This is a genomic window from Mesorhizobium sp. WSM4845 (assembly GCF_055811455.1).
In genome coordinates, this window is record NZ_JBVVQA010000021.1 from 97,482 (window position 1) to 117,554 (window position 20,073).

Genomic DNA, 20,073 nt, shown 5'->3' on the forward strand with positions numbered 1-20,073 from the left:
CACATCCTCAAGCAACAACGGGAGCGCAAATCGGCCTCGCCTTGTGCTGGCCCAAACCCTATATGCCATCTTGCGATTGATTGCGGGGCTTGCCCTAGGTAAAGAGCAGTGGCTCCAGGCGTGCCGGCATCGATGCCAGTGCGCACGCCCGTCAAGGAAATCCAGATAGCGGCCCGTCAGTGCGCCGAACGGAGGCTAGACCATGCTTCAGAAAACCAGCCATTTCATGCGCCAGGCCAATCTCATCAACGGCGAGTGGGTGCAGGCCGACAGCGGCCAGACGGTCGACGTCAACAATCCGGCCACCCGCCTCAAGATCGGCACCGTGCCGAAGTCGGGCAAGGTCGAGACGCGCCGCGCCATCGAAGCTGCCGACGCCGCCTTCCAGACATGGCGCAAGACCACCGCGCTCGAGCGCTCGAAGCTGTTGCGCAAGCTGCATGACGCCATGATGGACAACCAGGATGTGCTGGCCGAGCTGCTGACCATCGAGCAGGGCAAGTCGCTGTTCGAATCGAAGGGCGAGATCGGTTCGGCAGCCTCCTACATATTGTGGTTCGCCGAAGAAGGCCGCCGCACCTATGGCGATGTCGTGCCGTCGCCCTGGGCGGACCGCCGCATCCTGGTGACCAAGGAGCCGGTCGGCGTCATCGCCGCCATCACGCCGTGGAATTTCCCGTCCTCGATGCTGGCCCGCAAGCTCGGTCCAGCACTTGCCGCCGGCTGCACGGCGGTGGTCAAACCGGCGTCGCAGACGCCTTATTCCGGCCTCGCCTGGGGCGCGCTCGCCGAGGAGGTCGGCTTCCCCAAAGGCGTCATCAACATCCTGACCGGCGCTGCCGGCGAGATCGGCGACGAGATCTGCGCCAACCCTCTGGTCAAGAAGATCACCTTCACCGGCTCGACCGAGGTCGGCAAGATCCTGATCCAGAAGTCGTCCGTCACCGTCAAGAAGGTGTCGATGGAACTTGGTGGCAACGCGCCATTCCTGGTCTTCGACGACGCCGATATCGAGCGCGCCGTCGCCGGCGCGATCACCGCCAAATACCGCAATTCCGGCCAGACCTGCGTCTGCACCAATCGCTTCCTGGTCCAGGCTGGTGTCTACGACAAGTTCGTCGAAAAGCTCGCCGCCGCCAGCGACGGGCTGAAGGTCGGTTCCGGCCTCGATGACGGCGTGCAGCAGGGGCCGCTGATCGACGAGAAGGCAGTCGAAAAGGTCGAGGAACTGATCGCCGACGCCACCGCCAAGGGCGGCAAGGTCGTCGCTGGCGGCAAGCGCCATGCGCTCGGCGGTTCGTTCTTCCAGCCGACGGTGATCGCCGACGCCACGCCGAAGATGCGCTTCATGAAGGAAGAGATCTTTGGCCCGGTAGCACCCGTGTTCAAGTTCGAAACCGAAGAGGAGGCGATCGCACTCGCCAACGACACCGAGTTCGGCCTCGCCTGCTATTTCTACACCGGCGATCTCGGCCGCGCCTTCCGGGTCATGGAAGGGCTGAAATACGGCATGGTCGGCGTCAATGAAGGGCTGATCACCACGCCCGAGGCGCCGTTCGGCGGCGTCAAGGAATCGGGCCTCGGCAAGGAAGGCGGACATCAGGGCATCGAGGATTATCTCGACACCAAATATGTCTGCATCGGCGGCCTCGGCCTCTGATCGGGCAGGGCCTGTCGAACGTCAACAGACCAAGCCGGCCCACGCGGCGAGCCGGGATCGATCAACCAACTGGCGTTTCGGGCATGGCGATGAAGGACGGCGAGGTTTTCGGTACGACGCAGGCGGGCGAGGCCATCCGCCGCTTCAGCATCCGCGGCGGCGGCCTCACCGCCAACATCATCGGGCTGGGCGCCATCATCCAGGATCTGCGGCTGGCCGGGCACGATGCGCCGCTTGTGCTCGGCTATAGCAGTTTCAAGCCCTATGAAACGGATACGGCCTTCTTCGGCGCCGTCGCCGGACGCTATGCCAACCGTATCCGCGATGGCCGCTTCACCATCGCCGGCCAGCGCTACCAGACCGAGCGCAACTTCCTCGACAAGCACACGCTGCATGGCGGCTCGCAAGGTTTTTCGCACCGGCCATGGGAGGTTTCGCTGCATGGCAGGGATTTTGTCACCCTGACGCTGCATGATCCCGACGGCACGATGGGCTTTCCCGGCGCGCTCGACGTGACCTGCACCTATAGGCTGAAGATCCCCGGCACGCTCAGCGTCGAGCTGACCGCCACCTGCGAGGAGCCGACGCTGTGCAATCTCACCCAGCATTCCTATTTCAACCTGGATGACGGTGGCGCCGGCGATGTCCTCGATCACCGGCTGATGCTGAACGCCGGCGCCTATCTTCCGGTCGATGGCGAGCTGATCCCGACCGGCGTCGTGAAGCCGGTCGACGGCACGCCGTTCGATTTCCGTCAGGCGCGGCCGCTGCGCATGGAGGGTGAGGGCAAGCAGCTCCCCTACGACCAGAATTTCTGCCTTGCCTCGACGCGCGGCCCGCTCAAGCTGGCGTCATGGGCGCAAGGCGCGAATTCCGGCGTCGAGATGGAGCTGTGGACCACGGAACCGGGCGTCCAGCTCTATACCGGCCAGTATCTGGCGCCACCTTCGCCGGGGCTCGGGGCGGTTCAATACAAGGCTTATTCGGGCTTCTGCCTGGAGCCGCAGGTCTGGCCGGATGCGCCGAACCGGCCGTATTTCCCGCAGGCCACGCTATGGCCGGGCCAGATCTACCATCATGTGACGGAATACCGGTTCAGGCTGCCTGGCGCCTGACGCCCGGAGGTACCGGCCTTTGCTGCGCTGGCCTTCGGTCCGGAAAGGATCATGCGCAAAGTTCAAAGAGCGTCCTTTGCGCTTCCATTGGACGCGCGACGCTCTCGGATCGGAACCCAATCCACGCTCGCGGAAAAGGACTGTCGGCGCTGACGGGATTGGCGTAAGCTACTGCCTTTGGGGTGCATCCATGCACCGTATCATCACCGTAGCTATTGTCGCGCTCGCGGCCGCGGCGCTTAGCTGTCCTGCGCGGGCGGAGGTGCTGATCGGGGTCGCAGGCCCGATGACCGGAAAGCTCGAATGGACTGGCACGCAATTGAAGCGCGGCGCAGAGGTGGCTGTGGCCGACATCAATACGGCGGGCGGCGTCCTCGGCGAGCCGGTGCGGCTCATCACGGTCGACGACTTCTGCGATCCCAAGCAAGCGGTGGCTGCTGCCCAAAAGCTGGTGGCTGACGGTGTAGTGTTCGTCGTCGGGCACTACTGCTCTGGAGCCTCGATTCCGGCATCGGAGGTGTACGAGGCGGCGGGAATTCTGCAGATTTCGCCGTCCTCGACCAATCCGATGTTGACCGAGCAAGGCCGCGCCAACGTTTTCCGCGTCTGCAGTCGCGACGATGCGCAGGGCTTCGAGGCCGGCAACTACTTGGCCGATCATTGGAGCGACAAGAAGATCGCGATCCTTCACGACAATACGACCTATGGGAAGGGTCTCGCCGATGAGACAAGAAAGCAGTTGAACAAGCGGGGCGTGACCGAATCAATCTATGAAGGCTACACTCCCGGGAAAGACGACTACTCGGCCGAGATCAGCACGTTACAGGGGGCGCATATCGCCGTGCTGTACATGGGCGGGTATCATACCGAGGCTGCGCTTATGGTCCGTGCGGCGCGCGACCGGGGCTACTCGGTTCAGCTGATCTCGGGTGACGATACAGCGACCGAGGCATTTGGGCTGATTGCCGGCCCTGCCGCCGAGGGCACGCTCTTCACCTTTGTCCCCGACCCGCGTCGAAATGCCGAAGCGGCCACAGTCGTCGAACGATTCCGAGCCGAGAACTTCGAACCCGATTCCTGGACGCTGCACAGTTACGGCGCCGCCCAGACCTGGGCGCAGGCGGTCGAGAAGGCAGGCTCACTAGAACTCCAAGCCGTGATTGCATCACTGCGCGGCAATCAATTTGACACTGTGTTGGGCCGTATGGACTTTGATAATAAGGGCGACCTCACTGTTCAGAGTTGGGTATGGTATGTCTGGAAGGGTGGCGAATACGTGCCGTTGGAGTAATGGACCACCGATCCGGCGAATCGCCTTGAGCCAATCTGTGCAGACCCTATCGGCCGCGCCAGCTGAATCAATGCGTCGCCGCGATGTTTAAGCGTCTCGGCATACGCGGCCGTCTGTTGCTCGCTTTTTTCGGTATCAGCACCTTCGCGGTGCTCGCGACAACAGCCGCTCTTTATGCCTTCCTCGAGGTGGGGGAGGTCGTCGACCACATCACCGAGGAGCGTGTGCCGTCGGCGCTCGCGTCCCTCCAGCTGTCGCGCCAGGCCGAGCGGGTCGCCGCCACTGCGCCCGCCGCACTTGCTTCGACCAGCAAGGCTCAGCATAACGAGGTCTCGACTGCGATCGCGGCAGAGATGACGCGCCTCGAGGAACTGCTTGCCGCTCTCAAAGGCGCCAAGCCTAGCACGGCGGTAGTGGCTGAGATCGAGGCTGCGGTGCTTGGTCTGCGGCGCAATCTCAACGCCCTCGACGACCTTGTCGCCGCCCGCCTCACCGTGGTGGCGCGCAAAGAGGAACTGTTACGTCGCCTGTCGGCTACGACAAATGCAAGTCAGCGCCTTGTGGCGCCCGGCATGCTCGTGATGAATTCCAAACTCCAGCAATGGCGGGCGGTCACGGCCGACACGCCGCTCGCGTCCGATCGAGGCGCGGAGGCGACGGCCGACCTGGTCCAGTCGATAGCGGCCTACATCCCGCAGCAGAAGGCGCAGCAGGAGATCTCGGCGGTCAATGACGCGCTGGTCAACACGGCGGACGCGCCGACGCCAGGCGATCTGGCGTTGATCCTGTTTCCGCTGCGCCGGTCACTCGCCGTTCTGGACACGATTTCCAACGAGATCGACGATAGGCTGCGAACCCGTTTCCAGCAGCGGGTCAACGAGTTCAAGGCACTGATCGACGGCGGAAACAGCATCCCGAAGGCGCGGCAGGACGAGTTCGCCGTCCTGGCGCAGGGCGAAGAGCTTCTGGCCGAAAACAATCAGCTGTCGCGCAGTCTTACCGCTGCCGTCGATCGCCTGGTCGCCGCGGCAGACCGCGAGATCACCGCATCTGGTCTCGAAGCCGCGGTCGTCCAGCGCTACGGGACCGGAGTTGTCCTTGGCTCCGCCTTTCTCAGCCTCTTGAGTTCCGTTCTTGTTGTTTGGCTCTATGTCGACCGCAGCCTCCTCGCCCGCCTGGGAGGGGTGAGCCAAAGCATGCTCGCAATCGCCGGCGGCAATCTTCGTGCGCCATTGCCTGCCGCGGGCCACGACGAAATCGGCCGCATGGCCGAGGCGCTCAGGCTCTTCCGGGACACTGCAGTCGAGGTCGAGGAAAAGAACCTGCGCGAGGTCGCCGAAGCGCGCCAGCGGCTCATCGATGCCATCGAGAGCATCTCCGAGGGATTCGCTCTCTACGACCGCCAGGACCGGCTCATCCTTAGCAATAGCCGCTACCGCGAACTGCTCTACAGCGACCTTGCGATCGAATTGACGCCCGGTACGACATTCGAGCACATCATCCGCCGATCCGCTGAGCGCGGCTACATCAGGGATGCCGAGGGACGATTCGAGGAATGGGTCGCCGAGCGGCTCTCCCGGCACCGCAACCCTGGCGAACCGTGGGAGCAGCGGCGAGGCGACGGAAGATGGATCATGATAAGCGAGCGGCGGATCACCGGCGGCGGCACAGTCGCGGTCTACTCGGACATCACCGAGCTGAAGCTACGGGAGGAGAACCTCGCCGAGAAATCCGCGGCTCTCGAGGCGCTTTCCAGCAAGCTGGCGAAATACCTGGCGCCCCAGGTGTACAACTCGATATTCACCGGCCGTCAGGAGGTCGGGATCGCCAGCCAGCGGAAGAAGCTGACAATATGCTTCTCGGATATCGCCGGCTTTACCGAGACCACCGACAAGATGGAGTCGGAGGACCTCACCCAGCTCCTCAATCACTATCTGACGGAAATGTCGAAAATTGCTTCGGATCATGGCGCGACGATCGACAAGTATGTCGGCGACGCGATTCTGATGTTTTTCGGCGATCCGGAAACTCGCGGCGTCAAGGAGGACGCGCTCGCCGGCGTGCAGATGGCGCTCGCCATGCAGAAGCGGATGAGCGAACTTGCCGAAGTCTGGCGCGACATTGGAATTGAAACACCACTGCGCTGCCGCATCGGCATCCACACCGACTACTGCACTGTCGGCAACTTCGGCAGCGAGGACCGGATGGACTACACGATAATCGGCGGCGCCGTGAATCTCGCCTCACGTCTTGAGCAGGAGGCGCAGCCAGGGACCGTGCTCATTTCTTATGAGACGTTTGCGCAAGTGAAGGACACGATTGACTGCGACGAACTGGGGCGCATCCACGTCAAAGGGATCGCCTATCCGGTCGCCACTTATCGCGTCATCGATTTGAAGGCCAATCTTGTCGCTGCCCGTCGCGCCGTTCGAACCGAACTGCCGCATCTCAGACTGGAAGCTGAGCCCGAGCTGATGTCTGCTGACGAGCGTGACCAAGCCGCAACTGCGCTTCGAGACGTGCTCGATCGACTTTGTCACAAGCCCGGGTAGGAGGGATCGTCGGCATCGGCTCTGTGGACAAGTCCCCATTCTGAAACACGCAGGACGGCAAAGCCGTCGATCTCTACACGCTCATCAACGACAGAGGCGCGTCCATCAAGTTCATCGCCTATGGCGGTATAATCACGGCGATCAATGTGCCCGACCGCTGGGGCAAGCTCGACAACGTCGTGCTCGGCTTCAAGGAACTCGCCGACTACGACTCCTTGCCCCCTTATTTCGGCGCCTTGATCGGGCGCTACGCCAATCGCAGACCGGTGCGCGGAATGAACTGCGACGAGTTTGAAGACAATGTAGCGGTTTTGATGGCCGGAGGTCCGCTCATGGCAGCGCGATACAGACGTTCCTGTTTCTGATATCCATTGAGGCTGTGAAAAGTGCCCGTGCAATGACGTGGTTGGTGTGTGTTGATACTTCCTGCGCTTGATCAGCTCTGTTAGGCGTCGGAAGGATTTTATCGGAGCGCAACGGCATGCCGACGGCCTTCTTTATCACTCATCCGGAAGTTTCCGTTGATCCCGCCACGCCAGTTCCAGCTTGGCGGCTTTCGGACCGCGGCGTCACCCGGATGAGGGCTTTCGCGGGCTGTGCGGTGCTGTCCGGCCTGACGTCCATCTGGTCGAGCTCCGAGGCCAAGGCTATTGAAGCGGCTGGCCTGCTGGCGGCGGGATTTGGTTTGCCCGTCCAAGTGGATGAGCACCTTGGCGAGAACGACCGCTCCGCGACCGGTTTCCTTCCACCCGTCGATTTCGAACGAGTTGCTGACGCCTTCTTCGCCAATCCACATGAGAGCGTTTGCGGATGGGAGCGCGCGCTCGATGCCCAGGATCGCGTCGCGCGGGCCGTGTTTCGCATTCTTGCGACCCATCACGACGGCGACATTGCTTTCGTCTCGCATGGCGGCGTTGGCACGCTGCTGCTTTGCAAGCTGCTGAATGCGCCGGTTTCGCGCAGTCGGGATCAACCGTTCCAAGGTCATTTCTTCGCTTTCTGCTTGCCAGGTTGCAAGATCATCCACGAATGGCAGCCTATCGCCGAGCGTTAACCTCAACTTTTCCCTGCAGAATTGGGCCTTGAGTACAAAGAGCCGGGGAACGAATGGAAGCAGAAACAATGACGGAATTGACTGCGTGAATGGTGACGATAACGATCGGATGCTGTTTGCGACTGCGCTGGCGCGGCGCGGCGGCGAACTCGGCCTGCAATATTTCCGACAACTGGAGACACTCACAATCGAGAGCAAGGGTCATCAGGACCTGGTCTCCGAGGCCGACCGGAATGTCGAGACGTTCATCCGCCGGGAGCTTGCGGCGCAATATCCTGAAGACGGTGTTATCGGAGAGGAACACGCCGCACTCGCCGGCGGATCGGGTTACACATGGGTGATAGATCCAATCGACGGCACTGCCAACTTTCTGCGCGGCATCCCGGCCTGGACCGTCGTCATCGCCTGCGTCAAGGAGGGTGTGGCGGTCGTGGGCGTTATCCATGAACCCTCTACCGGCGAGACATTTTATGGACGCCGCGGCGGTGGCGCTTTCCTCAACGGCCGGCCCATCAAGACAAGCCCGACGACGAGCCTGACGCAAGGCTCGGTCGGAACCGGCTTCTCCAATCGTCGTGAAGCGCGCACCGTCGCCAAGCTGATCGATCTCCTGCTTCAGGAGGGCGGCGTGTTTTTCCGCAATGCATCCGGTGCGCTTATGCTTGCCTACGTCGCCTCGGGCAGGCTGCTCGCCTATGTCGAGGAGCATATGAATGCTTGGGACTGCCTCGCCGGCATGCTTCTGGTCGAAGAGGCCGGCGGGTCGGTCGTCACGCCCGACCCGAAAACGGTTCTCGAGGAAGGAACACTGGTCATCGCGGGCGGCAAGGGCGTGTTCGACAAGGTCCACGCGCTCTGCAAAGAGGCGTTCAGTCTGTGATCAGCACGGGTCCGCGTTCGGGGAAGCCGATGCTCACCGGCTGCCCCGCTCGAAACACGGTATCGACATCCGGCGAGACCACGAAGACTTCGCCGAATTGCGTGGCAATTACGAACTCGAGGTGGCTGCCGACATAGGTCACTTTTTCAAGCGTCCCGGGCAAGGCGCCAGGCGCATTCGGCTCGCCAATCTCGAGGCGGCTCGGTCGCGCCGCCAGCATGGCCGGCCCCAGTTTGCGGCCGCGAGCCGGCAGCTTCAGCACGGCAGGTCCCAGATGCACCGTGGCGCTGTCGCCCTCGACCGACACGACCTCGCATTGGAACATGTTGGCTTCGCCGATGAAGTCGGCCACGAAAGCATTCGCGGGCTGCTCGTAGAGGTCGCGTGGCGTGCCGTCTTGGGCAATCACCGCATTGTTCATGACAATGATGCGATCGGAGACGGCGAGCGCTTCCTCCTGGTCGTGGGTGACATAGACGACCGTCAGGCCGAGTTTCTGCTGAATCTCGCGGATTTCCTCGCGCACGCGCCGGCGGAGCTTCGCATCTAGGTTCGACAAAGGCTCGTCGAAGAGCAGCACCTGCGGCTCCAGGACCAGCGCCCGCGCCACCGCGACACGCTGTTGCTGTCCGCCCGAAAGCTGGCTCGGCAGGCGGTCGCCGAAATTGGAGAGGCCGACCAGTTCAAGCCCGGCTCTGGCCCTCTCGGCCGTCTCCTTCCTGCCGAATCCGGAAAAGCCCAGGCCGTATTCGACGTTCTGGGTCACGGTCATGTGCGGGAAAAGCGCGTAGGATTGAAACACCATGGAGACATCACGATCGGTAGCCGGCAGCCGGGTGACGTCGGCGCCCCCGATCAGGATCTGGCCGCTCGTTACCATTTCCAGTCCGGCTATCATGCGCAAGGTGGTCGTCTTGCCGCAGCCCGACGGTCCAAGCAGGGTGACCAGCTTCCCGGCCTCGATGAACAGCGAGATGTCGTTGACGGCGGGCGCCTTGCTCTTGCCGTAGATCTTGGTGACATTCCTGAATTCGACTGAGGCGGCATTGCCGCGAATTTCGGCCATCATCCGCCTCCCGAGATCGCCGGCCGTGGACGCGCCACGACCGCCTGGCTGACATTGGTGCGCGACTGCGCCAGATCGCCGTCGAGACCGCGCCGGCCGATCATGCGGCTGCCAACGGCAAGCTGCATCAGACCGATCACCGCCAGCATGACGCCGATAAGGACGGCGGAATAAGCGATGGCGACGCCATATTCGTTATTCTCGACGCGGCCGACGATATAGCTGGTCGACATGTCATACTGGGCGCTGACCAAGAAGATGATGGCGCTGATGGCGGTCATGGCGCGAACGAAGGAATAGACCAGCGCGGCAAGGATGGCCGGCCGCAGCAGCGGCAGCACCACTTTGCGGAAGGTCTGCCAGGAGTTGGCTCCCAGAGTGAGGGACGACTCGTCGAGGCTGCGGTCGATCTGCGACATCGACGCGACACCGGCGCGGACCCCAACCGGCATGTTGCGGAAGATGAAGGAGAGCACCAGGATAATGCCCGTGCCGGTGAGCTCGATCGGCGGCACATTGAACGCAATCACGTAGGAGACGCCGATCACGGTGCCGGGAATGGCGAAGGACAGCATCGTCGCGAATTCGAAGGTGTCCTTGCCGGCAAAATTCTGGCGGACCAGCAAATAGGCGGTCAAGAGTCCGATGGCCGCGGTCAGCGGCGCGGAGATCATCGCTATTTCCATGGTCGTCCAGAAAGAACTCCAGGCCGACCCGCGCCAGTGGATGCCGAACTCGTTCCAGCCGATGGAGAACGCCGTCACGTAGTGTTCAAAAGTCAGAGAGAAATCCACCCCCCACAGCTTGACGAAGCTGCCGTAGAAGATCGTCACGTAAATCAGCAAGGTAAACAGCGTCCAGACGGCGGCGACCGCGAAGACGACGTTGCGCAATTTTGCCGGCAGATGCGAGTGAACGCCGGCGTCGCCTTTGCCGGAGACGGTCGTGTAAGACTTCTTCCCAAGCCAGAATCGCTGGGCGTAGAATGCCCCGAGCGTGAAGAACAGGAGCACGAGGGCGAGGATCGCCGCCTGCGCCTGGTTGTATTGCGCGCCGACGATGGCGAAGAAGATCTCGGTGGACAGCACATCGAAATTGCCGCCGAGCACCAGCGGATTGGCGAAATCAGCCATGCTCTCGATAAAGCCGAGCAGAAAGGCATTGGCCAGACCCGGTCGCATCAACGGCAGGGAGACGGTGATGAATGTCTGCCAGCGATTGGCGCGCAGGGTCTGCGCGGCCTCCTCCATGGATGGGCTGACACCCTCGACCACACCGATCATCACCAGAAAAGCGATCGGCGTGAAAGCGAGCACCTGGGCGATCAGCAGGCCAGGCAGGCCGTAGACCCATCGCGTCGGTTGGACGCCGATCAGCTCGGCGAAACCCAGATTGATGGCGCCCGAGAGGCCGAACAGAAGGATGATGGCGAGGCCGATGACGAAGGGTGGTGTGATGATCGGCAGCACGGTCAGCGCGCGCAATAGCGCGCCGTAACGAAAGCCGGTACGGGTCACCACCAGGGCAAAGACAAGGCCGAGCGCGGTGGTCGTTACGCCGACGAGCACGGCGAGAAGGAGCGAATTCCAGGCGACGCCGCAGCGCGGGCCGCCGGTGAGGCAGCCGAGGCTCCAGAGCCGGTCGCTGGAGAGTTTCGCGAGAAAGACGGGAAGCGAATAGTCGCCCTCCTGTGTGAGCAGCGCGCTCCCCAGCATTTGACCGATCGGCATGAAGATAAAGATGGCGACCATGGAGACGACGAAGCCGATCGAGCCGACGACGAATTCGTCGCCGGCCACCGCGCCGCGCGCCGCAAGCCCCAGGGTGAACAGGAACAGGAACGCGCCGCTTACCAGCAGTGCTCCCCAGCCCATGCCAAACTGGCGGTCGTCAAGCTCGCCAAAGAGCAAGGTCAGCCATTGCCACTGGAAGCCGCGCAGACCAATGCCGAATCCTTGAAGCAGGAAGTAGGCGACGCCGGTCGCGCCGACGGCGATCAGCAAATAGCCAAAGAAAGGATCGGACTTCCGGCGCCCCCATAGCAGGAGCGGCGCGACAAGCAGCGGCCCGAGGGGGGCGAGCCAGAGTTTGTCGCCTTGCAGCACAAGGAAAAGCGCCGGCGCGACGTCATCGTCAAGCGGATAGCCGTCCAACAGCCAGGACAAGGTGAAGAGGTTGCTTTCCAACCCGTACCAAGGCAGCAGCGCATAGCCGAGCAAGCCGACCGCCGTCCACAGGACGACGGTCGGGTGAAGCGCGCTCGTGGCAGTGCGGACGCGCATGATCACTGCGGCAGGGTCGAGACCTCCGTATCCCACTTCTGCAGCAGGCGCTTGCGCTCGGCGCTCGATCCATACTTCTTGAAATCGTAGTCGATGAGCTTGATGGTCGACAGGTCGGGCGACAATTCGGACGCGGTGGCGTTCTTGTTCGACGGCAACTGGAACGACTTCACGTCCTTGGCCTTCGACTGCATCTCGGCGGCCAGCGCCCAGTCGTAGAACTGCTTCGCCGCTTCCGGGTTGCGGGCGCCCTTGATCAGCGACATCGAGCCGATCTCATAGCCGGTGCCTTCGCAAGGCGCCACCGTGACGATCGGGAAGCCGGCTGCCGTCTGCGCCACCGCATCATGCATGAAAACGATGCCGATGGTCGTTTCGCCGAGACCCGCGGCCTTAATCGGAGCGGAGCCGGACTTGGTGTACTGGTTGATGTTGGCGTGGAGCGCCTTCAGGTACTCAAAACCCTTGTCCTCGCCCATCAGCTGAACCATCGTCGCGAGCATTGTATAGGCGGTGCCCGATGAGTTCGGGTTGGCCATCTGAATGTGGCCCTTGTATTCCGGCTTGGTCAGATCAGCCCAGCATTTCGGCTCCGGCAGGTTGCCCTTGGCCAACAGATCCTTGTTGTAGCCGAAGCCGAGCGCACCGGAGTAAACGCCGATCGTCTTGTTGTTGGCGGCTTCCGCCTGCTTGATCGCCCAATCGTGCAGTTCGCCGCGCATCGGGGACATATACTCCTCGGTCAGTCCTTCCTCGGCGGCCTGAAGATGAGGATCGCCGGTGCCGCCCCACCAAACGTCGCCCTTTGGGTTTCCGGCCTCGGCACGCACCTGGGCATATGTCTCGCCTGAGCTCTTGCGGGTCATGTCGACGGTGATGCCGGTCTTTTCCTCGAAGCTGGTCTTGATTTGCTGGCACCAGGCCTCGTCGGCGGCGCAATAGAGGGTGAGGCTGTCGGCGTAAGCCGAGCTGGCGGCGGAGACGAGCATTACTGCCGTTGCCGCCAGACGGACACAGGTGTTTTTCATATGCGAATTTCTCCCATTGTTTCGCCGTCTAACAAGTATCAAGCATTGCTGCGGCGGCGACCAGATTGGGAGCTTTTGCGCCGATTTGCAAATCGAGTCGGCGGCGGCTGGAACAGGGCTGTCCATATATTCTCCCGCAACGGACCGTCCAATCCAGAGTGGTTCGAGCTTTTTCACGGGGTGGTAGCGTTCGGTTCTGGTCTGCTGCATTCTTCGGCTGAGATAACGGCCTGATGGATCCCAGGGCTGCGCCGCGTCGCCTCGCTCCTTGCGCCGCCCGGGATGACGAAGTGGAGGGGTGTTTCGGCTAGTCCGCAAGGTTTGCGATGCCACCGACCGGAATTGTCGACGTCCGCTGCCGATCAATCTCGTTCGATCCGAAATGATCCTGACGCGAACTGACAGCGTTGGCTGGTCGCTCAGCTAGTGAGCAAGTTGCTTGTAGAAAAAGAGCCAAAGCCTCGCTCGCTTGTTTTGCGCTTGAAGACGGGCGTCTGTCGATTTGAGTTGTGTTTGACACGGGGGCAACATGGCAATAGCGTGTTGGTATCAAAGGTATGCCAAGTGATTGGTGTTCAGATCAAGCAGCGGAAGCTTTCGGACGAGGTTGCAGAACACCTCGAGCGGATGATCCGCAAGGGAGAACTGGCCGAAGCCGAGCGGCTGCCGTCGGAACGGGAACTCATGCGGCAATTCGGGGTCGGGCGCCCCTCAATCCGTGAGGCGCTGCTGCATCTGAGCAAGATGGGCCTTGTCGAGGTGAGGTCCGGTGAGCGTGCCCGCGTCACCCGCCCCACACCCCAATTCGTACTCGACGCCCTCTCTGGCCCGGCGCGACACATGATTTCGGCCCCGGGCGGGGTTCAGGACTTCCAGAGCGCACGTTTGTTTTTCGAGGTCGGGCTTGCCCGCAACGCCGCTGTGAATGCCACGCCAGAGGACATTGAAAGCCTCAAGGCGGCGCTAGAAATGAACCGGCAGTCGATTGGCGACCTCACGCGCTTCGAACGCACTGACGTGGACTTCCATTACGTGCTGGCGGTGATCACCCGCAATCGGATCTTCACAGCTGTCCATGCGGCGTTGGCCGAATGGCTGCTCGAACAGCGGCGGACGACTTTGGCCGAAGGTGAAGACCGCAAGGCCTACGAGGCCCACCGAAAGATTTTCGAGGCGATCGCCGCGCGCGATCCGGACGGGTCCGAAGCGGCGATGCGCAGGCATCTGGAATATGTGTCGAGGCGCTATCTGGAAATCGCGAGGCCCATGTGATGACCAGCTTCGTCGTCTGGGTCGATTTCCGCCTCAAGCCGGGCGCCCGAGACAGCTTCCGAAAGCTCGTTGACGCCAATGCGACCGCGTCGGTACGCAACGAGGTCGGCTGCCGCCGCTTTGACGTGACGGAGGCGCGCGGCGAACCGGACCGGCTCGTGCTCTACGAGATTTATGACAGCGAGGCCGCTTTCGACGAACACTGCCGGACGGCGCATTTCGATGAATTCAACACGCAAAGCGCGCCGCTCGTTGACACCAAATTGGTGACGATCTGCGACCTCGTTCTCGAGGCAACGCCTTGAACAAAGCATAATTGGATTGCGCCCTTCGGGGCGAAGGGGAGGGAAGCGCATGTTAGAGTCTAGTCTCAAGGGGTTGGCTGCGCACCGACGGGTCAAGCTCGGCACGCTCGTCGCCGAATTCGCGACGCCGGGAATCGGGCACATTCTGAAATCCGCCGGCTGCGATTTCGTCTTCTTCGATATGGAGCATTCGGGCTTCAGCCTGGAAACGGTGAAGAGCGCGATCCGCTATTTCGAGGCAGCCGACCTGCCGGTCATGGTGCGTGTGCCGTCGCAGGACTATCATTTCCTCGCCCGCGCCATGGACATGGGGGCTGAAGGGCTGATCGCGCCGATGGTGAGTACGGTCGAACAGGCGCAGCACATCATCAACTCGATGAAGTATCATCCTGCTGGCGCTCGCGGCGTAGCGCTACAGATCGCGCATGACCGCTACCGTCCGGGCTCGGTCACAGATAAATTCGAAACGGCCAACCAGCGCTCGGTGTTCATCTGCCTGATCGAGACCGCCGACGGCGTCAAGAACATCGACGGCATCGCGGGACTGGACGGGGTCGACTGTCTGTGGGTCGGACATTTCGATCTGTCGGTCTCACTCGGCGTTCCCGGCGACTTCGCCCATCCCACCTTCACCGCGGCGATGGACAAGATCGTTGCCGCCGCCAAGACGCACAACAAATCGCTTGGACGCCTGGTACCCAGCGTCCAGCAGGGTCACGATTTCTACGCGCAAGGCTTCGATTTCATCTGTTATTCGGGTGACGTCTGGGTCCTGCACGATGCGATGGCCGACGCGGTCTCAAAGATCCGGGCCGGGTGCGAGTGAGGCGGAGGAGACGATGGCCAACGCAATGTTCAGGGTGGCGCTCTCCGGTGATTTTCGCAAGCCGGACGGCGCGCCGACCTATCCCGACTTCGACCTGGAGCCGCTGCGCAATGCGCCCGGCATCGAGATGGCATTCCTGGAATCGAACAATCCGCTGCGCGGCGATCAGCTTGAGAACTTCGATGCACTGATCCTGCTCACCCATCGCTTCGATGCGACCAGTGTCCCGAAGAGCGGCCGACTGGCCGTCGTTGCCCGTTTCGGAGTCGGCTACGATACCGTCGACGTCGAGGCCTGCACCGCCGCCGGCATCGCCCTTGTCATCACGCCCGACGGGGTGCGGCGGCCGGTCGCCGTATCCGTCATCACCTTCATGTTGGCACTGACCGGCAAACTGCTCACCAAGGACGCGCTGACCCGCAAGGGGCCTGCCGGGTTCAATCAGCGTTCGGATCATATGGGCGTTGGTCTCGTCGGGCGTACGTTGGGGGCGCTCGGTATCGGCAATATAGGCGCCGAGGTCTTTCGCTTGGCCAAGCCCTTCGATATGAATTTCATCGCCCATGACCCATTCGCCGACAGCAAAGTCGCTGCCGAACTGGGCATCGAACTGGTCGAGCTGGAGGATCTGTTCCGCCGCGCCGATGTGCTGTCGGTGAACTGCCCGCTAACGCCTCAGACCCACCACATCGTCAATGCCGAGCGGCTCGCGCTGATGAAGCGGACGGCTTACCTGATCAACACCGCGCGCGGTCCGATCGTCGACCAGGTGGCGCTGACGAAAGTGCTGCAGGAGCGCCGCATCGCCGGCGCGGGGCTCGATGTGCTGGAGCAGGAGCCGCCGGATGCCGACGACCCGATCCTCAAGCTCGACAACGTTATCCTGACGCCGCACGCGCTCTGCTGGACCGACCAGTGTTTTGCCGGAAACGGTGCTGCGGACGTCAAAGCGGTCATCGAGGTGCAGCACGGCCGCGAGCCGCGCGGCGTGGTCAATCGCGAGGTGCTTTCAAGCGAGGCATGGAAGAATCGGCTGGCCGGTTTCGCCGCCCGCTTCGGGACATAGGAGTACGAGCATTCGGCGCGCCGCCGCGGCTTCGCGGCGGCTTCACGAGAGGAATGCTCGACCGCTGCGCCCGCGGACGAGTGAAGGCAAACGAAAATGGGAGGACCAAGTACTATGAACGATCATGAAAAACGTGACTTTCAGGCAGGCCTCGAAGCAGAGGTCGACGCCTTTATGCGCGGCGAAACCACCCGCCGAACTTTCATAACCCGCTTCGGCCAGATGACCGGCATGCTGGCGGCGTCCGGACCGATCCTCGCCATGATGACGGATTGGGCGCTGGCGCAGCAGAAGCTCGAACTGGCAGACGCCGCTTCACCGCTCGGCCAGGCGCAGGCGGCGGCCATGAAGGCATCGATGGAAGGCCCGGCGGATGGTTCCGCCTTCCGCGCCGTCGAGGCGGCCAAGGCGCATTCGGGCGTCACGCTGAACATGACCTACGAGGCAGGCCTGCAGGCTCTCGACCCGCGCAATTTCAGTGGACCGATGTGGGAGCAGCTTACGGGCATGAAGTCGAACGTGGTCGAACTGTCGAACCCGGACCAGTACTCCAAGGCCGTTGCCGAGCACATTGCCGGCTCAGGCGCCTATGACGTCCTCGACATCTCGCCAGCCTGGACGCCGTCGCTGGCCGATGGCGGCGTCATCGCACCTCTCGACGATTACATCGCCAAATACATGAACCCGGCCGACCTCGAGGACTATCATCCGCTCTACAAGGCGCTGCCGACCTACAAGGGCAAGATCTGGGGCTTCTTCGACGACGGCGACATGTTCGCTCTCTACTACCGCAAGGACATCTTCGAGGATCCGAAGATGGTGGAGGCCTACCAGGCCAAGTTCAACGCCAAGCTGGCGCCGCCGAAGACCTGGGAGGAATATGCCCAGATCGCCCAGTTCATCACCGACCAGATGGCGCCGAACGTTTATGGCGCTGGCCATTTCCGCAAGGCGGGCAGTCCCGGCAACCAGTTCGACTTTCTGCAGCAGTACCGCGCCAACGGTGGAAAACTGTTCGGCGACGACATGAAGGCCGGCTTGGTTTCGGATGCCGGCGTGAAGACGCTGCAGAACATGATTGCAGCCAATGCGGCGTCGATTCCCGGCAACAATGAACTCGACGCCGTCTCGCTGTGGGCGGCGTTCCTGACCGGCAAGGTAGCGATGATCTACTCCTGGCCGCCGTCTGGCCGCATGGCCGCGAACTATTCGCAGTCGGCCACCGCAATCAACTTCATCCCGCAATCGCAGATCGCCGGCAAGGTCGGCTACGCGGTCGTGCCCGGCAATCCTGAACATGCGACCGGCTACAACAAGGCGCTGTCGGCGGATTCGGCGAACCCCGAAGCGGCCTACCTTTTCATGCAATGGGCCTGCTCGCCACCCGTCTCGCTTGCGCGCTGCATGCTGCCCTACGCCCTGCGCGATCCCTACCGCATCTCCCACTTCAAATCCGAGCTTTACGGCGCGCTGTTCCCGAGCGCCAAGGAGTATCTGAGCAATCTTAACAACTCGGCCAATGTCGGCCTCCTCGACCCGATCATGCCAGGCGCGCAGGACTATTTCCTGAGCATCGACCGCATGTGCACAGCTGTGTGGGCCGGTGCGGATCCGAAGGCGTCGCTAGAAACAGCGGCGGCCGAGTGGAATGAGACGACCGACCGGCTCGGCGTGGATTCGCAGAAGGCATTCTACACCGAGTTCCTGAAACTGCCGGGCGCTACTGCCGACAACACGGTGGAGAAGCTCGGCATGGCGGTCACCCTCTGAGTTCGGCCTGCCTCAGGGACGCCGGCCGGCATTCTTGACCAAAATCGGTGTTGCGGGCGCTTGGTCCGCAACACCTCGTCGCAACCGCCAGGCAGGTTTTGGGATGTAATCGATGCAGCATACCGCAACCATCAGTCGCTTGAAGGCCGCCGGCGCCCCGCCACGGCTGTCGGGCTTCGCAAATTGGGCGGACCGCCACTTCAAATGGCTGCTGGTGGCGCCAGCAGTACTGCTGATCCTGGCGCTCTCGGTCTATCCGCTGCTGTTCTCGCTGGTCGTGTCTTTCATCAACTATGATTTCCAGGTGCCGGGCCACGCCTTTGTCGGATTGAAGAATTTCGAGCGCGTCGTGTTCGATCCCGTCGCGCGCTGGTCGCTTTTGCTGACAGCGTGGCTGTCGGGGATTAGCGTCGCTATCGAATTCGTTCTCGGACTTCTCGTGGCGCTGACCATGGTTCGCAGCTTTCCGGGCCGCGGCGTGATCATGTCGATCCTGATCGTGCCGCTGTTCATCAGCCCGGTCATCGTCGGCCAGGCCTGGACGCTGCTGCTGCAGCGGCCTTTCGGGCCGACCAACTACATCTTGACGCAACTTCTGGGGCAGGAGGTGACGATCGGCTGGATGACCGAATCGCCATGGCTCTATGTTTCGCTGATCATCGCCGATGTCTGGCAGTGGACACCGTTCATGTTCGTCATCCTGCTCGCCGGGCTTACCGCCATTCCCCCGAACCTTTACGAGGCGGCGGAACTCGACGGGGTCAATGCCTGGCAAGCGTTCTGGGCGATAACCCTGCCGCATCTTGCGCCAATGATGCTGCTGGCGCTGACCTTTCGGCTGCTCGATGCAATCCGCATGTTCGATACTATTTTCATCATGACCGGCGGCGGGCCAGGCACGCGGACCTACACCGCTTCCTACTATCTCTACACGGTCGGCTTCACCCAATTCCATCTGTCGCAGGCGACCGCCGGAAGCTGGTTGTTCCTGATCTTCACCGCGCTCGTGGTAATGCTGCTGGTGCGACGGCTTTTGAAGACGGAGCCGGTCTGATGGCGGCCGTCGCGCCTGTCCGTCGCCCGAAACGCCGGTCGATACCGGTCGGCCGCATCCTGCTGCTCGGCTTCTTCCTGGTCTTCGTGTTGTGGCCGCTCTACTGGATGTTCAACACCTCGATCAAGCCGAGCGACGACTATCTCACCGTGCCGCCCGTCTGGTTCCCAACCGCACCCACCCTTGTCCACTATGAAGCTGCGCTGTTCGCCTATCGCGGCCTCGAGGGGCTAATCAACAGCCTGATCATCTCGCTGTCGGCAACGGTGCTCTCGGCCCTGTTCGGCACGCTGATGGCCTACAGCCTGGCGCGCTACAACACCGGCGGCCAGCATCTGTCGTTCTGGGTGCTGTCACAGCGCTTCCTGCCGCCCATCGGCATCGTGCTGCCGGTGTTCCTGATCTACCGCGGCGTTGGCCTCTACGACACGCATATTGGCCTGATCATCGCCTATACGGTGTTCACGCTGCCGGTGTCGGTATGGATGATGTTCGCTTATTTCCGCGGCATGCCGAAATCGATGGAGGAGGCGGCCCTTGTCGACGGCTGCACGCGGTGGGAGGCGTTCTGGCGCGTCGCAGTGCCGCTCGCCGCGCCAGGCATCGTCGCGGCGGCGGTCTTCGCCTTCATCGCCTGCTGGACGGAGTTCTTCTTCGCGCTGATTCTGACCAGCCGCACTGCTTTCACGCTGCCAACGGTGTTTCGCGCCTTCATCGGTTTCCAGGGCGCGCAATATGGCGAGGCGGCAGCCCTGGCCATCGTCTCCCTCGTACCGTCGATCGCGCTGGGAGTACTTGCCCAACGACATCTCGTGCGCGGGCTCACGCTCGGCGCTGTTCGCGGATAGAAAG

At 62.2% G+C, this 20,073-nt stretch carries 16 protein-coding genes and 1 pseudogene; 14 read left to right on the forward strand and 3 right to left on the reverse strand.

Features of this window, described 5'->3' with window-relative positions:
- The first annotated feature begins 202 nt into the window (after positions 1 to 202).
- The 7 genes and pseudogenes from AC0L2C_RS22655 to AC0L2C_RS22685 all read left to right on the forward strand — a co-directional run bounded on the left by AC0L2C_RS22655 (position 203) and on the right by AC0L2C_RS22685 (position 8,552).
- Positions 203 to 1,660, forward strand: coding sequence for an NAD-dependent succinate-semialdehyde dehydrogenase (locus AC0L2C_RS22655; RefSeq protein ID WP_128182872.1), 1,458 nt, complete (start codon positions 203 to 205; stop codon positions 1,658 to 1,660).
- A gap of 83 nt (positions 1,661 to 1,743) precedes the next feature.
- A complete protein-coding gene (locus AC0L2C_RS22660; protein WP_287242106.1) occupies positions 1,744 to 2,775 on the forward strand; it encodes an aldose epimerase family protein in 1,032 nt (343 codons plus the stop codon).
- 190 nt (positions 2,776 to 2,965) lie between these two features.
- On the forward strand, positions 2,966 to 4,066 hold the full coding sequence (locus AC0L2C_RS22665; protein WP_287242104.1) for a branched-chain amino acid ABC transporter substrate-binding protein: 1,101 nt from the start codon (positions 2,966 to 2,968) through the stop codon (positions 4,064 to 4,066).
- 83 nt (positions 4,067 to 4,149) lie between these two features.
- Complete coding sequence (locus tag AC0L2C_RS22670) at positions 4,150 to 6,618, forward strand: adenylate/guanylate cyclase domain-containing protein (protein WP_473524500.1); 2,469 nt, start codon at positions 4,150 to 4,152, stop codon at positions 6,616 to 6,618.
- Positions 6,619 to 6,698: 80 nt separating this feature from the next.
- Positions 6,699 to 6,983 (forward strand): annotated as a pseudogene (locus AC0L2C_RS22675) (aldose epimerase family protein); the annotation flags it as partial.
- Positions 6,984 to 7,099: 116 nt separating this feature from the next.
- Positions 7,100 to 7,672 carry a histidine phosphatase family protein gene (locus AC0L2C_RS22680; RefSeq protein ID WP_091598202.1) on the forward strand — a complete coding sequence of 191 codons (573 nt, stop codon included), beginning with the start codon at positions 7,100 to 7,102 and terminating at the stop codon, positions 7,670 to 7,672.
- Between the two features lie 109 nt (positions 7,673 to 7,781).
- Positions 7,782 to 8,552: an inositol monophosphatase family protein gene (locus AC0L2C_RS22685; RefSeq protein WP_023803562.1), complete on the forward strand. Its 771-nt coding sequence runs from the start codon at positions 7,782 to 7,784 to the stop codon at positions 8,550 to 8,552.
- Here the strand turns inward: AC0L2C_RS22685 and AC0L2C_RS22690 are convergent.
- The 3 genes from AC0L2C_RS22690 to AC0L2C_RS22700 are packed head-to-tail and all read right to left on the reverse strand — an operon-like array spanning position 8,542 to position 12,928.
- The gene (locus AC0L2C_RS22690) at positions 8,542 to 9,618 is read right to left on the reverse strand and encodes an ABC transporter ATP-binding protein (protein WP_287242100.1); all 1,077 of its coding nucleotides are present in this window, start codon (positions 9,616 to 9,618) and stop codon (positions 8,542 to 8,544) included. The genes AC0L2C_RS22685 and AC0L2C_RS22690 overlap by 11 nt on opposite strands.
- Complete coding sequence (locus AC0L2C_RS22695) at positions 9,618 to 11,900, reverse strand: ABC transporter permease (RefSeq protein WP_473524501.1); 2,283 nt, start codon at positions 11,898 to 11,900, stop codon at positions 9,618 to 9,620. Before AC0L2C_RS22695 ends, AC0L2C_RS22690 begins: the two co-directional genes overlap by 1 nt.
- 2 nt (positions 11,901 to 11,902) lie before the next feature.
- The gene (locus AC0L2C_RS22700) at positions 11,903 to 12,928 is read right to left on the reverse strand and encodes an ABC transporter substrate-binding protein (RefSeq protein WP_473524502.1); all 1,026 of its coding nucleotides are present in this window, start codon (positions 12,926 to 12,928) and stop codon (positions 11,903 to 11,905) included.
- 564 nt (positions 12,929 to 13,492) lie between these two features.
- Here AC0L2C_RS22700 and nanR point away from each other — a divergent pair.
- The 7 genes from nanR to AC0L2C_RS22735 all read left to right on the forward strand — a co-directional run bounded on the left by nanR (position 13,493) and on the right by AC0L2C_RS22735 (position 20,069).
- Positions 13,493 to 14,200 (forward strand): transcriptional regulator NanR, encoded by a 708-nt coding sequence (nanR, locus tag AC0L2C_RS22705; protein ID WP_128246900.1) that lies wholly within the window; start codon positions 13,493 to 13,495, stop codon positions 14,198 to 14,200.
- On the forward strand, positions 14,200 to 14,505 hold the full coding sequence (locus AC0L2C_RS22710) for a putative quinol monooxygenase (RefSeq protein ID WP_128246864.1): 306 nt from the start codon (positions 14,200 to 14,202) through the stop codon (positions 14,503 to 14,505). The genes nanR and AC0L2C_RS22710 overlap by 1 nt, the downstream gene beginning before the upstream one ends.
- 49 nt (positions 14,506 to 14,554) lie before the next feature.
- Complete coding sequence (locus tag AC0L2C_RS22715; RefSeq protein ID WP_287195557.1) at positions 14,555 to 15,331, forward strand: HpcH/HpaI aldolase family protein; 777 nt, start codon at positions 14,555 to 14,557, stop codon at positions 15,329 to 15,331.
- Positions 15,332 to 15,344: 13 nt separating this feature from the next.
- Entirely contained in the window at positions 15,345 to 16,397 is a 1,053-nt protein-coding gene (locus AC0L2C_RS22720; RefSeq protein ID WP_287242095.1) for an NAD(P)-dependent oxidoreductase, read from the forward strand.
- Positions 16,398 to 16,511: 114 nt separating this feature from the next.
- Complete coding sequence (locus AC0L2C_RS22725; protein WP_287059078.1) at positions 16,512 to 18,167, forward strand: extracellular solute-binding protein; 1,656 nt, start codon at positions 16,512 to 16,514, stop codon at positions 18,165 to 18,167.
- 112 nt (positions 18,168 to 18,279) lie between these two features.
- On the forward strand, positions 18,280 to 19,221 hold the full coding sequence (locus AC0L2C_RS22730) for a carbohydrate ABC transporter permease (RefSeq protein WP_287242094.1): 942 nt from the start codon (positions 18,280 to 18,282) through the stop codon (positions 19,219 to 19,221).
- Complete coding sequence (locus AC0L2C_RS22735) at positions 19,221 to 20,069, forward strand: carbohydrate ABC transporter permease (protein ID WP_473524503.1); 849 nt, start codon at positions 19,221 to 19,223, stop codon at positions 20,067 to 20,069. Before AC0L2C_RS22730 ends, AC0L2C_RS22735 begins: the two co-directional genes overlap by 1 nt.
- Positions 20,070 to 20,073: the final 4 nt, after the last annotated feature.

Excerpts from the sequence above, each read along its gene's own strand:
- AC0L2C_RS22655 (WP_128182872.1), top strand. The coding sequence starts at position 203 with ATGCTTCAGAAAACCAGCCATTTCATGCGCCAGGCCAATCTCATCAAC.
- AC0L2C_RS22660 (WP_287242106.1), top strand. The coding sequence starts at position 1,744 with ATGGCGATGAAGGACGGCGAGGTTTTCGGTACGACGCAGGCGGGCGAG.
- AC0L2C_RS22665 (WP_287242104.1), top strand. The coding sequence starts at position 2,966 with ATGCACCGTATCATCACCGTAGCTATTGTCGCGCTCGCGGCCGCGGCG.
- AC0L2C_RS22670 (WP_473524500.1), top strand. The coding sequence starts at position 4,150 with ATGTTTAAGCGTCTCGGCATACGCGGCCGTCTGTTGCTCGCTTTTTTC.
- AC0L2C_RS22680 (WP_091598202.1), top strand. The coding sequence starts at position 7,100 with ATGCCGACGGCCTTCTTTATCACTCATCCGGAAGTTTCCGTTGATCCC.
- AC0L2C_RS22685 (WP_023803562.1), top strand. The coding sequence starts at position 7,782 with ATGCTGTTTGCGACTGCGCTGGCGCGGCGCGGCGGCGAACTCGGCCTG.
- AC0L2C_RS22690 (WP_287242100.1), bottom strand. The coding sequence starts at position 9,618 with ATGGCCGAAATTCGCGGCAATGCCGCCTCAGTCGAATTCAGGAATGTC.
- AC0L2C_RS22695 (WP_473524501.1), bottom strand. The coding sequence starts at position 11,900 with ATGCGCGTCCGCACTGCCACGAGCGCGCTTCACCCGACCGTCGTCCTG.
- AC0L2C_RS22700 (WP_473524502.1), bottom strand. The coding sequence starts at position 12,928 with ATGAAAAACACCTGTGTCCGTCTGGCGGCAACGGCAGTAATGCTCGTC.
- AC0L2C_RS22710 (WP_128246864.1), top strand. The coding sequence starts at position 14,200 with ATGACCAGCTTCGTCGTCTGGGTCGATTTCCGCCTCAAGCCGGGCGCC.
- AC0L2C_RS22715 (WP_287195557.1), top strand. The coding sequence starts at position 14,555 with ATGTTAGAGTCTAGTCTCAAGGGGTTGGCTGCGCACCGACGGGTCAAG.
- AC0L2C_RS22720 (WP_287242095.1), top strand. The coding sequence starts at position 15,345 with ATGGCCAACGCAATGTTCAGGGTGGCGCTCTCCGGTGATTTTCGCAAG.
- AC0L2C_RS22725 (WP_287059078.1), top strand. The coding sequence starts at position 16,512 with ATGAACGATCATGAAAAACGTGACTTTCAGGCAGGCCTCGAAGCAGAG.
- AC0L2C_RS22730 (WP_287242094.1), top strand. The coding sequence starts at position 18,280 with ATGCAGCATACCGCAACCATCAGTCGCTTGAAGGCCGCCGGCGCCCCG.
- AC0L2C_RS22735 (WP_473524503.1), top strand. The coding sequence starts at position 19,221 with ATGGCGGCCGTCGCGCCTGTCCGTCGCCCGAAACGCCGGTCGATACCG.